This window comes from Psychrobacter sp. S1-30-MNA-CIBAN-0213 (genome assembly GCF_040309845.1).
Taxonomy (GTDB): Bacteria; Pseudomonadota; Gammaproteobacteria; order Pseudomonadales; family Moraxellaceae; genus Psychrobacter.
Genome location: NZ_JBEOPE010000004.1, coordinates 227194 through 240051 on the forward strand (window position 1 = coordinate 227194; position 12858 = coordinate 240051).

At 37.3% G+C, this 12858-nt stretch carries 9 protein-coding genes; 1 reads left to right on the forward strand and 8 read right to left on the reverse strand.

Annotated elements, in window-relative coordinates; all coding sequences use genetic code 11:
- Nucleotide 1: 1 nt before the first annotated feature.
- From AAEY87_RS05990 to AAEY87_RS06000, 3 genes are all read right to left on the reverse strand, one after another.
- A complete protein-coding gene (locus AAEY87_RS05990; RefSeq protein WP_350656355.1) occupies nucleotides 2–712 on the reverse strand; it encodes a Csu type fimbrial protein in 711 nt (236 codons plus the stop codon).
- 670 nt (nucleotides 713–1382) lie between these two features.
- The gene (locus AAEY87_RS05995) at nucleotides 1383–2438 is read right to left on the reverse strand and encodes an enoyl-CoA hydratase/isomerase family protein (protein ID WP_350656356.1); all 1056 of its coding nucleotides are present in this window, start codon (nucleotides 2436–2438) and stop codon (nucleotides 1383–1385) included.
- A 222-nt stretch (nucleotides 2439–2660) separates the two neighbouring features.
- Entirely contained in the window at nucleotides 2661–3452 is a 792-nt protein-coding gene (locus AAEY87_RS06000; RefSeq protein ID WP_350656357.1) for an enoyl-CoA hydratase-related protein, read from the reverse strand.
- Nucleotides 3453–4052: 600 nt separating this feature from the next.
- Between AAEY87_RS06000 and AAEY87_RS06005 the strand changes: the two genes are divergently transcribed.
- Complete coding sequence (locus AAEY87_RS06005; protein ID WP_350656358.1) at nucleotides 4053–4649, forward strand: TetR/AcrR family transcriptional regulator; 597 nt, start codon at nucleotides 4053–4055, stop codon at nucleotides 4647–4649.
- Nucleotides 4650–4870: 221 nt separating this feature from the next.
- Here the strand turns inward: AAEY87_RS06005 and AAEY87_RS06010 are convergent, their stop codons facing one another.
- The 5 genes from AAEY87_RS06010 to AAEY87_RS06030 form a co-directional block, all read right to left on the reverse strand.
- A complete protein-coding gene (locus AAEY87_RS06010) occupies nucleotides 4871–5680 on the reverse strand; it encodes an enoyl-CoA hydratase/isomerase family protein (RefSeq protein ID WP_350656359.1) in 810 nt (269 codons plus the stop codon).
- Between the two features lie 39 nt (nucleotides 5681–5719).
- Nucleotides 5720–7330, reverse strand: a complete 1611-nt coding sequence (locus AAEY87_RS06015) for a BCCT family transporter (protein ID WP_068327719.1) — start codon at nucleotides 7328–7330, stop codon at nucleotides 5720–5722.
- 97 nt (nucleotides 7331–7427) lie between these two features.
- Entirely contained in the window at nucleotides 7428–9557 is a 2130-nt protein-coding gene (locus AAEY87_RS06020) for an acetate--CoA ligase family protein (protein WP_350656360.1), read from the reverse strand.
- A 341-nt stretch (nucleotides 9558–9898) separates the two neighbouring features.
- Nucleotides 9899–11389 carry a CoA-acylating methylmalonate-semialdehyde dehydrogenase gene (locus tag AAEY87_RS06025; protein WP_350656361.1) on the reverse strand — a complete coding sequence of 497 codons (1491 nt, stop codon included), beginning with the start codon at nucleotides 11387–11389 and terminating at the stop codon, nucleotides 9899–9901.
- A 59-nt stretch (nucleotides 11390–11448) separates the two neighbouring features.
- Nucleotides 11449–12639, reverse strand: coding sequence for an iron-containing alcohol dehydrogenase (locus AAEY87_RS06030; protein WP_350656362.1), 1191 nt, complete (start codon nucleotides 12637–12639; stop codon nucleotides 11449–11451).
- Between the last annotated feature and the right edge of the window lie 219 nt (nucleotides 12640–12858).

The window sequence follows — 12858 nt, forward strand, 5'->3', positions numbered from 1 at the left end:
ATTAGTAGGCTACAGAAACGGTAATGGTTTCTGTATAAGTGTCTGGTTTAACAACGTTGAGGTTGGTAGCTGTGACGTTTGCATATACTTCATGTGGTATATTAGTTCCCATACCTGTTCCTGTTCCACCCTGACTACCATCAGTCCAAGGAGTGAGGCCTGCTGAGTCAGAAGTCATTTGATACTCAATAGTATCTTCGTTTAGCTCCGTCCCTTTCATTGTGCCAAGACCAGCAGAGTTTACAGCGCTTGGTAACATCGAAATAGTATAAGGCGTACCTGTGGAGCAGGCTACATTAAGTGTACTAGTTCCAATTGCTGGAGTTACGCCTGCATCAACAGTTCCTAGGCTAATATCACTGCCTGCTACTACTTTACAGTTAGATTCAACTGTCATAGTTACATCAAATGTGTCACTAGCTGTACCAGCAGCATTCGCACTAGACATAGCGGTAAAACCACCAACAGTAAGTAGCGTAGCGGTCATTAGGTGTTTTTTAAATTGCATGGTAAATCTCCAAAGGTTTAGATCTTTTAGGGTTTCAGTAATGGAATGCACCGTAATCAGTTGAATACGATGTGCTTGCCGAGCTAGATAGCAGAAATCACGTCTTTTTGGCAATCTAGAACCCACTGGCATAAGATAGTTACCTAAGACGAACTGACTCTTTTGGTTACAGTAACTACGACTATCGTCAATATTTGTTGCCATATTATTACATAGTTAATATAAATGTTGGTGAGAAAAATTCACTCACAATTAAATCCAATTTTATGCATATATTATTGACCAGTTAGTCACTGTAAAAAATCTAATTTAATACGTCAAAATCCTATCGGATAAATATTCATAAATCAATATACCTAGCACCATCTGAATGGGTAGCTAAGTCCGCAATAGACTCAGCTTTATATGTACCAAAACTTAATGGTGTTAGATGTAATTCAACAAGCCTCGGTTGAATGTAATAAGTTCAAAAATGAGAGTAATCGAAATGATAAATGATAAAGGAGTTCAATACTTATCTATTCACTACGCGGAGAGAATGACAGAGTTGGAGGTTAAAGGTTCTTTGGTTTAATAAGATCCGTTTAATTTGGTTTAATAAGATCCGTTTAAATAGTGCGGTTGGTTATGTTTTATCATTTTGAATATGAAAAACGAAATGATGATAATTTTAAAATATCAGTTTTGGCTGGCTGACTCAAGCAAGTCAACCTCCGATAAAACGGGGCAGTTCAAACAGAGTTATGAGTATATAACACACCCTAATACCTCCTAATTTTTTTAAAGATTTGAAAGCACTCATCGCATAAAAAAATTGAATAACCTAGAGAAAATTTTGGTAGTTTATACTCAAGTATCTGTTTTTATTTTAGATTTATAGTGTTTTGACAGGTGTTGAAAAATAGTGCTCAATATCCGACTCAGTTAGATCTTCTAGTTCGCTCGGAGCCCATTTTGGAGAACCGTCTTTATCAACTAAAACGGCACGAATACCTTCATAAAAGTCAGCTGTATCCATGAAGTGAATGGCCATGTCCTTTTCCATCTCAAGGCATTCCTTAAGCGATTTATCTTTTCCATTTATTAATTGCTGCAATGTAACTTTTAATGAGGTAGGCGACTTTGAAAGAATGTTATTTAATTCTTGTGTGACCCACTCATCACCATTAATTGACTCACTTCGTAAAGACGCTACTATTTCTTCTACTGTATCATATTGAAAATGTTGGTTTATTAATTCTTGATGTACCTTCAGTTCTGAAATATCTAATGCACTTTTACCGGTTGCGGTAAGTAATTCCCCTAGATCTTTAAGAATTGATGCAGATGACCAATCCTTAGTTAGTAATTTTTCTTGCATAGTTTCCCACTCACTGCTTTCTATATAGTAATCAGCTGTACCAATATAGATAGCATCATTTGCTTTTATAACCTTTGCGGTCAATGCAAGATAACGACCTATATATCCCGGTAGTTGATTGAGAAAAAAGCTTGCTCCAACATCTGGAAAAAATCCAATGTTCATTTCAGGCATCGCCCATTTTGTTTTTTCTGTTACGATTCGGTGAGATGCTCCGACGGAAAGTCCGACTCCACCTCCCATAACAATGCCATTCATATAGGCCAAAATAGGTTTTGAATAGTTATGTATAAGTGCATCTAGGCGGTATTCTGTTGAAAAGAACTTCTCTGCATAAGGTATGACATCTTCAGCTTCCAAATCATAGAATTTGCGCATGTCTCCTCCTGCACAAAATCCTTTTTGACCCTCACCGTACAAACAAACAAACACTACGTTAGAGTCTTTTTCCCATTTTTCTAAAGCATTCGTTAACAGTTCAACTACTTCAGTATTAATAGCGTTTAGGACTTCAGGTCGATTTATTTTTAGCCAGCCAATACCGTTTTTTACTTCTGACGTAACAACCATTGATGTGAACTCCTAAATTTTGTAATTTAAAATTATATAAGTTTATGGATTTTTTATAAAAATATGAGTGATTGCGGTTAACTATCATAAATAACAGCTTGATAGTAAGTTCCAAAAAATAAATTTAATAAAATTATTAGAGGGTAGTATAAGTATGAATATAGTCGTTTAATAAAAAATATGACTATATTCATGCTGTTCTCATGTATTATGCTATGAAAGTTAATCTTTAAAAGTAGGTTTGCGTTTTTCCATAAAGGCATTAACGCCTTCGATCATGTTTTCTGTCTTAAATAATTGAGCCCATTGTTCTGACTCTATTTCTAAACCTTTTTCTAAGGTTGTTGCCATACCTTCATTAACAGCTGTAATAGTTGCTTTGATAGATTCTGAGCTTTTATTGAGAGCAATTGATTCAGCCAGTTTTTTCGTTTCATCCATTAATTCTGTAAGTGGCACTGATTTATTAACGAGACCTATTTTTTCTGCCTCTTCTCCACTTAAAAACTGTCCAGTTAATATGAGTTCTAATGCTTTTGCTTTATTTGTTATACGCGGAAGTCTTTGAGTCCCGCCGAACCCAGGTATCAAACCTAAATTTAACTCTGGTTGACCCAATTTAGCTTCATTGGCTGCAATCCGTAAATGACAGCTCATGGCAAGCTCTAACCCTCCACCTAAACAAGCGCCATTAATTGATGCAATAACGAGTTTTTTAGAAGACTCAATTGTATTCATAACGGCTTGTGCATCTTGGGATAACTTCTTTCCTTTTTCTTCATCATGAAAAGCGTCAGTAAACTCTTTTATATCTGCCCCAGCAACGAACATTTTCCCTTTACCGGTTATAACAATTACCTTGATACTTTGATCTGCTTCCACATAGTTAAAACATTCAGATAATCCGCTGATTGTTGTAGTACTTAATGTATTAGCAGGCGGGCTATCAATAGTTATGTAGCCAATTCTGTTTTCTGTACTTAAATTTATGTTAGAAAATTCTTTAGTTTCCATTGCTCTTTCTACTCCGTTCAGATTATTTTTAATAGCGTGTCTATTAATAAGTATTAATTGTGAATATAACTCAAATTATCGTATCTTAATAAAATTAAAGCTTTAGCTAAATTAGATATTCTAATTATTGTAATTAAAATATTTGTTTACAGTATGAGTGTAATGTCTTTAGTTCTCAGCGTCAATAAAAATCTGACCGGATAGAATAACTTTTTCGTTTGTCATGATATACGAGTTGCAGAAATGATGTTTTTCAACATGTGGTAGCTGATTTAGCTAAGATGTATGGTGTAAGATACGATGATATTGATAACTCAACGAAATAGCTGAAATACCTATGGAAGTTACTGATATTTTCATACTTTTAAGAAAGGAGTAGATACTTTCCCTATAGTATTAGTCGGTTTCCATCCAATCTTTCATTACTAATTAACGTGTTTTAATGCTATGATTTTAAGAAGGATTGAATGGTTTCGATAGCATAGTGACCGTTCAAAGAGGACCTTTTTAGCATTTTACTTAACTATCTTGCTTTCAGTGAGAAATAGTAAGCAGCTATTAAGCAATATTTTGGAGTGGAACAACTGGTAGGTGGATTTAGTGACTAAGAGAGCAGAAGAAAGAAGAAAACAGGTGTTACGTGCAACACTTAGAGCAATCAATGATAAAGGGTTTAGCGAAGTTACGCTTCAAGATATTGCAGATTACACTGACTTTAGTAAAGGTGTTATCAGCTATTATTTCAAAAACAAGGAAGATGTCTTCTATCATTTACTTGAATGGATGACCGATCGCATTTTCCAAAATGAGTATGTCGCTATCCAAAAAGAAACAACGGCTATCGGTATGATGCGTGCGTATGTTGATACTGTATTCAAGAGTCCTAAAGATAACAAAATATTTTATAGTGTTTATCTCGAATTTTTGGCTCAAACGAAAAAAAATGAGAGCTTTCGTGAAGTGAATAATACCTTCTATAAGAATTGTTGGTTCTTAGGTAGTGAAATTATTGAAAAAGGAAAATCAGAAGGAATCTTTAAAGATGTAGATACGGTATCTGGAAGCCATATGATTCGTGCTTTGATTGATGGTTGTCTTTTACAATGGTTGATGCGCGATGACGAAACGCTGCACGCTTATTACCGTGAAACTTGTTATGAGACGATTATTACTTATCTAAACCATAAAACTCCCTAGAAAATATAATTTTTCCTTTTTAACAATTTTTTCTACTCAATGTAAATTTCAATCATAAAGAATCCACTAAGATTTTGTGAATTAATCACTATCCTATAAGTTTATCCAAATGGTTCGATAGGGGTCAATTGTTATGCGACCTAAACGTAAAAGATAACAGTTATTACATGTTATCTTTTACATATAAAACTACCCATTATTATATTTTGGTCGTTAGATACTTATTTCCCTTTTAAAAAAGCGCTTAATCCTTCTTCGCGAATGATTCGTCCTGCCTCTGCGAACTCTTGTTCTTGACTTAAGAAAAACATAGAAATCGCCGTTTCAATATTATAGTCAAGTGACTGTTTCAAGTTCATCATCTCGTACGTTTTATTGATTGTCATCTTTGTTATTTTAAGTGCTGAAGCAGGCACACTGACCATTTTTTCAGCCATCTTTATCGCTTCTTCCATCAATTGCTCTTGTGGCACCACTCGATTAAAAATACCTAGACGATAAGCTTCTTCTGCATCAACAGAATCACCCGTATAAAGTAGTTCTTTCGCTTTTCTCAAGCCTACAATCCACGGCATCATTAATGTAGCTGGAGCAGCACCAAACCGGATCTCTGGTTCCCCAATACTTGCTTTATCAGATGCGATAGCAAGATCGGCAGAAAACACCCAATCTGCTGCTACGCCATAAGCGTAACCATCCACTGCTGCAATTACGGGTTTTTTTAGATCCCATAATTTTAATCCTACCCGTAAAAAGGTTTCTAATTGTGCACGGTATACTTCTGATGGCTCATCGCCAATGGGGGAAGGCAGATCCATAGACTCTTTTAAATCTGCACCTGCAGAGAAATTCCCCCCAGATCCTGTAAGTATAACTACTCTTACATTCGAGTCCTTTTCAGCTTGATCCAATGCTTCCCATATATCTGCGGTCATTTGTTCTGTTACTGCATTTAATTTTTTGGGACGATTGAGAGAAATCGTAGCAATATTATTAGTAACTTCATATATAACTGTCTGATATTCTTGCATATTTTCCATCCTTTCAAAACTTGAGTGTAGTATTAATTGCTATAGCTCATATACTTCTTCTTTAATCTCAACAGCTGTTTTTTGCTTTTCTTTGTGCAAACTCATACTAGCTAAGTCAATAGGCCCTTCTTGCCATTGAGGATCGAGATGTGCTTCTGTTTTTAACATCTTCATTAATGAGATGACCAGTAATAGGATTACGAATATAAAAGGTATCGCTGTCAATATTGAAGCTGTTTGTAAAGTCTTCAAATCCCCACCTAAGACCATTAAAGTGCCAGGCAAGATAAATAAGGTTAATGCCCAAAATAGTCTATTCCATTTAGCAGGCTCTTCATTAATACCAATATTTGGTGTTGTTGCTGAAGCCATCATGTAAGCTGCTGAGTCAAAGGTAGTGGCTAAGAATATTAAGGCGATGAAACTAAATACAGCGACTACTAAGGTCCCAAAGGGAAGGGTGCCAATGACTTGAATAATGGTTGCAGGGGCACCGACTTCTTCTAGTAATCCAGTAACTGACAATACATTAGTTAATTCCAAATGCATTGCATAATTTCCTAATATTGAAAAATAAGCGGTGCAACCTAACGTACCCCAAGCTACTCCTCCTAAAATTACTTGCCTAATAGTTCTTCCTCTAGAGATTTTAGCAATGAATAAGCCCATGAATGGCGTATAAACAATCCACCATGCCCAGTAGAAGACAGTCCAACTTTCTACAAATCCTGAACCACTTACTGGGTCTGTATATGTATTCCAGCGCACGAAATTACTGAATAACATGCCAATACTATTGGTGCCCATTTTTAAAATAAACTCGCTTGGCCCGACCAATAAAATGTAGCTCAAAAGTATAATAGAGCAGATAATTGCTAAATCGCTTAACAATTTTAGACCGCGTTTTAGGCCCGAGTAGGCACTCCATGTAAATAAAGCGGTACATAGTACGAGTACAAATATGGTCATTGACATTGAAGCTTCTATTCCTGTTAGGCTGCTTAGTCCCGCTGCTACTAGCGGTGTACCAAGTCCCAAGGAAGTACCTGCAGCTCCCAAGATCCCAAACATAAATATAACATCAATCGCTTTTCCTAGTGCTCCGTCTGCATGTTTTCCTATCACAATACGGCAAATCTCACTTAATCTCAAAATAGGTACTTTTAAAATATAATAGGAGTAAGCAATAGGTATAGCGGGTAAGACAAAGAATCCCCAAGCTGAGGGACCCCAGTGAAAAATACCATATGCGGCCGCTATTTCAGCAGCTGCTATCGATTTTGGTTCAATTCCGTAAGGTGGCGCCATATAATAATAAGCCCACTCAATTGTTCCCCAGTAAACCAATCCTGAAGCCACACCCGCACAAAAAACCATGGCACCCCAACTGAAGTTTGAAAACTCAGGCTTTTCATCTTTGGTGCCGAATTTAATTTTTCCATGTTTACTAAAAAATAGATAGATTAAAAAGGCGAATCCTCCGGTCCCAGCCCACAAAAACATCATTCCAAAGTTTGAAGTCACAAATCCATTTGCTTGACTGACAATCTCACTACCTCTTTCTGGATATAGAACCAAAGGAAGACAGATAGCCACAATCAAAACAAATGTGGATACGAATATGAACCAATCAATTTTATTCTCTTTCAATTTAATACTCCTTCCTTAGAGTTAAATATCCTATGTGTCTTTTACCTTTTATCAGTGAAACGAACTAATTAGCAGGCTATAGACGGTGTATAAATAATTAGTTCACTAGCTCAGCATATTTTTTAACAGATGCATTTTCAACATTGATATTTTTTGCCGATGCAAGTACATCTAGGGCAACAACACCTTTAACGCGTACAGATAAAGGGTTTATCTCAAACTCGACAATTTCCTCATAGTTTTCCATCGCAGTCTTACCCATCTGTACAATAGAACCAGTGAGTGCTTCTAAATCTAGTGGTGTACTACCTCTAAAACCTTGTACACTTTTCCAAAGCATAGGTATACTTCGAATCATTTGCTCAGCTTTCTTATGGGAGATAGGTGGCACTGCTAAAACAACTTCATTGAACAGTTCGGTATAAATACCTCCTAAGCCAAATATAACTACTGGACCATAGTTTACGTCTGTTCTGTAAGCAAGAATGGTTTCAAAACCATCTGTGACCATCTCTTGAATCAGATAAAACGGAGAGTTAAGGTGCTCCATTTTTGCCCAAGCTTTCTTTAATTTCGCGTCATTTTTAATATTTAATGCAACGCCTCCCACATCGGTTTTATGAGCCAATCCTTGTGCTTTTAGAACGATTGGATACCCAATCTCATTTGCATATTCAATCCCTTCTTGAAGAGACATCACTACTTTCTCTCTTGGAGATAAGAATCCATTTTTTTCTAATAATTCTCGCCCTTCATCATCATGAAGAAGATGTAGCTCTTGAAGAGCTGCAGACTCTTCTACCGGATATATTGGTGTATGATTCGTTTTTTCTAAAAACTCTTTGTACTGAAACATTGCTCGACAAGCAACTAGTGCGTTGCGACTACCTTGTATGACAGGAATGCCAGCCTCTTCTAAGATAGACAGAACTCTAGGATCAAACTCTGTTTGAATATGGCTAAAATATAAAAATGGTTTGTCAGAATTTTCTCTTAATGCAGCAAGATCTTTAGCAGGCGTACTGGTGAAATCGAATTCATGATCGCCTTGGCCAATTGGTGCATCTATTGCTACTGTCACAATTCCAATATTAGTATCCTTCACTAAAGTGGATAGACAAACATTGGATACTTCAGAAAAATCTTTACTACTTTTATCCCAAATATCTAAGGGATTAGATATTTCACCTAATTCAGTAAACTCACTCTTTAGCTTTTGATTGGTAGCATCTGAAAAATCAGGAAAGTCAACACTATAGTCTTCAGCCAAATCGAGCAGTATTCCCGCTTGTCCTCCTGATACCGTTACTGCAGATACTGTGTTTTGAGTGGGTAGGTATGGATATGATAATAATTGCGCTACTGCTACTGCTTGATCAATATCTTCCACAAAAAGTACACCATGTTCTTCGAGAACAAGTTTCTCAATCACATAGTCTCCAGCTAATGCTCCTGAGTGTGCATTAGCAGCCGCTGCTGATTTTACGGTTCTGCCAACTTTAATCGCAACAACAGGCTTTTTGTTGACGCTACACAAATCTAATGCTTCTAAAAAACCTTTGTAATTGCGTATCGCTTCTATATATAAAATAATGACAGAGGTGTCAGTATCTTCCGCTAGTAAACTCAAATAATCATGCATTTGAACATCTGCTTCATTACCTGTTGAATAAATCTTGCTGATTCCAAGTTTAGAGGCAATAAAGGCGTCGTTGACTGAACCGCTTTGAGAGATAATAGAAACAGGGCCTTTTTTTATGGGACGCAGCGGTCTATGTAAAGTACCAATGTATGGGGTGAACTGATTATGCATGTTAAAATAACCCATACAATTGGGTCCAACTATTCGCATGCCTGAACTTGAAGCATGTTCAAGAATAGCTTTCTGTATTTTTTGCCCCTCTAAGCCGCTTTCCCCATAGCCACCTCCAGGAATTACCAGAGCTTTAGCATTTATTTGGCTAGCGTTACTAGCGACTTGAATCATTAGTTTCGGATTGACAAGTCCGATCACCACATCAATCGACTCTCCAATATCTAAAAGAGTTGGGTAGCATTTTGTCCCATCAATATCTTCATATCTTGGATTTACCAGATAAACGCTTCCTTTGAATCCCATCTGGCTTAAGTTTTCTAAAAGTACACGTGTTGCAAAGCGATGATTAGCGCCAACTATAGCTACAGTGTGAGCTTCATTAGTTAATATCTGCAGATTGTCCTTTTTCATGCATATACCTCTCTCAATAATTACTTAAAAACAGCTTATTTTTTACTCAAATTATCAGTATCAGAATAGCCTATATTTTCATCGTATACTTAATTATCTGACCAGTCAATATAAAAAAATATTAGCAAGGATTTGTATTCCTACATTATCAGTAAACTATCTATAACGTCATAAAATAATAACTATATCAATAGTTTACGTGGTAGGTCTTTTAAAGAGTGATCACATCTAAAACTGTTAGCCAAACCTATAAGCAATATCTTAAATAATTACTTGCTCTATATAATAAAGAAGATATTGCTTACATAGGATTAACAATTAATCTTATTTAAATTTGATTGTTAGGTGGGCATAGAAAACTGCTTTTCTTCTCGTAGCACTGCACTAGGCCAACGTTGAGTAATCGTTTTACGTCGAGTAAAAAATCTTACGCCATCTGGTCCATACATAGCTAAGTCACCGAATAATGAACGTTTCCAACCTCCAAAGCTTTGAGATGCTACGGGTACTGGTAACGGAATATTTACGCCAACCATGCCTACTTGGATATTATCAATAAAATGACGAGCAGCTTCACCATCTCGGGTATAAATGCAGGTGCCATTACCATATTCATGATCATTTATAAGCTGTACGGCCTCGCTCATGGTTTGCACACGCATAACTTGTAAGACAGGACCAAAGATTTCTGCTTCATAACTGTGCATCTCTTTAGTGACGCGATCAATCAAAGTAGGACCAACGAAAAACCCTTTTTCATGGCCTTCTGGTGCAGCATTAGAGCCATCAATGACTAAGTCTGCACCTTGATCAGCCGCACTCTTAATATAATCTAAAATCTTAGATTTATGAGCTTGAGTAATGACAGGGCCAAAGTCGTTACTCTTATCTGAGTGAACGCCAAGTTTTAGCTCTCGTATTGCAGGCTGCAATGCAGCAATCATTTTGTCAGCAGTATCATCACCGACTGCAACTGCAACAGATAAAGCCATACAGCGTTCACCCGATGAGCCAAAAGCTGCGCCTAATAATGAAGTGACTACATTGTCTAAGTCAGCATCTGGCATTACAATCGCATGATTTTTTGCACCACCTAAAGCTTGGCAACGCTTACCTTGTGCTGCGGCTGTCGTATAGATATATTCAGCAATAGGGGTGGAGCCTACGAAGCTAACAGCTTTGACATCTGGATGATGTAAAATTGCGTCGACTGCCTCTTTACCACCGTTCACCACATTGATGACACCATCAGGTAATCCTGCTTCTTGCAAAAGCTTTGCAATAAAAAGTGTGGCACTGGGGTCACGTTCAGAGGGTTTTAAGATGAAAGTATTACCACAAACGATGGCCATAGGAAACATCCATAGTGGCACCATTACAGGAAAGTTAAATGGGGTGATACCAGCGACTACTCCTAATGGATGAAACTCACTCCAAGAATCTATATCGGTACCAACATTGCGACTATGTTCACCTTTTAGCAGCTCTGGTGCTCCGCAAGCATATTCGACATTTTCAATGCCACGTTGTAACTCGCCAGCTGCATCATGGATAATTTTTCCATGCTCCTCGCCGACCAGTCTGCATATTTCATCAGCATTTTGCTCTAACAACTCTTTGAATTTGAACATGACTCGAGCGCGTTTTAATGGTGGCGTTTTGCTCCACGCTGGAAAAGCAGCTTTAGCAGCAGCCACTGCCTCACCGATAGTTTTTTCATCACCTAAAGCTACCTGCTTGCTAACCTCACCAGTAGAGGGATTGTAAATAGGTTGAGTTTGGTTCTCATCATTAACCATATTGCCATTAATAAAATGTCCGATAGTTTGCATGATATTGTTTCCTTTAAACGTTTGAATTATAAGTAGGTTAAAATTAAATGACGACTGTCTCAGTTGGGTGAATCGTCAGCTGCGTTACTGTCATTCCATAGCAAGGTATAAAGCTGAATCATTTCTTCTAGGCTGGGTATTCGAGGATTGTTATTAGGCGAACCTGATGCGAATGCTTGTTCACACATAGTGTTTATTAGCTCATCAAAATCAGCTTTTTGAACACCAAATTGTGCCAATGTAGGGACTTGAAGCTCATTATTTAGGCTTTTTAGGTAGTCAACCAAACTGACATTAGCTTGATCATCCGTTTCACTATGCTTAGCAATGCCTAATGCACGGGCGCAATCTGCATAACGATCGGGCGCGCTCGATATGCCAAACTCTGTAATAGTTGGTAGCAACATCGCATTTGATAAACCATGAGGTACATGAAAAAAAGCACCAATCGGTCGGCTCATACCATGCACCAAGGCTACTGAGGAGTTGCAAAATGCAATACCTGCTAAGGTAGAACCTAGCATCATTGCCTCACGTGCCGTCTCATCTTTGCCATTATGATAGGCTTTTTTTATGTTTGGCCCGATTAAACGTAGGGCTGCTAATGCTTGCTGATCGCTATAGGCATTACGTTTAGGACTGATATACGCTTCAATAGCATGAGTCATGGCATCGATACCTGTGTCCGCTGTCGTACGAGGTGGTACGCTGATAGTCAGACTGTAATCAATAATTGCCGCTATGGGCATAAACCCCATACCAACACATAACAGCTTTTCGTTATTAGCTTCATCGGTAATGATTGTAAAGCGTGTGACTTCTGACCCTGTGCCTGCCGTAGTAGGTATGGCAACAATAGGTAAGCCTGCTTCATTCACTTGACGAGGAAACTTATAATCGCGAATCACCCCACCAAATTTTCCTAGAATCGAAATGGCTTTTGCACTATCGATAGGGCTGCCGCCGCCTAAGGCAATCAGTCCATCATAGTCTTTCGCTTTTACCTGAGAAACACCTGCCTCGATAGAGCTTTCAGTAGGTTCTGGCACGGTATCTGAGAATACATCAGCAGTAATATTCACATCTTTTAAAATTGCTTGCACATTATCTACATAGCCTAGTTTGACCATCATATCGTCAGTAATGATAAGTGGATTTTTTATACCTAAGCTATCTAATATTGCTGGTAGATTTTGACAAGCATCACGGCCAATTTCCATTGTTCTTGGTAGAAGAATACTGTGTGACATATTTACTCATCCTTGTATTAATAACTATAAATAGAAGCTAAATAGGTAATAAATTTATAGTACGCACTACTTACGCTATATTAACTATGTCTGATTGGTATTTTTCATAACGATAAAAATCTTATCGATATGTAAATGTATCAGAATGTTTTTATAATAACAAGACGCAATGACATAAATATTATCGTTATAATGAATAAATTTATTCGCAGCTACATA

What these genes read in the sequence shown, in the direction of transcription:
- AAEY87_RS06020 (WP_350656360.1), bottom strand. Translation starts at nt 9,557, where the DNA reads ATGAAAAAGGACAATCTGCAGATATTAACTAATGAAGCTCACACTGTA.
- AAEY87_RS05995 (WP_350656356.1), bottom strand. Translation starts at nt 2,438, where the DNA reads ATGGTTGTTACGTCAGAAGTAAAAAACGGTATTGGCTGGCTAAAAATA.
- AAEY87_RS06030 (WP_350656362.1), bottom strand. Translation starts at nt 12,639, where the DNA reads ATGTCACACAGTATTCTTCTACCAAGAACAATGGAAATTGGCCGTGAT.
- AAEY87_RS06000 (WP_350656357.1), bottom strand. Translation starts at nt 3,452, where the DNA reads ATGGAAACTAAAGAATTTTCTAACATAAATTTAAGTACAGAAAACAGA.
- AAEY87_RS06025 (WP_350656361.1), bottom strand. Translation starts at nt 11,389, where the DNA reads ATGCAAACTATCGGACATTTTATTAATGGCAATATGGTTAATGATGAG.
- AAEY87_RS05990 (WP_350656355.1), bottom strand. Translation starts at nt 712, where the DNA reads ATGGCAACAAATATTGACGATAGTCGTAGTTACTGTAACCAAAAGAGT.
- AAEY87_RS06010 (WP_350656359.1), bottom strand. Translation starts at nt 5,680, where the DNA reads ATGCAAGAATATCAGACAGTTATATATGAAGTTACTAATAATATTGCT.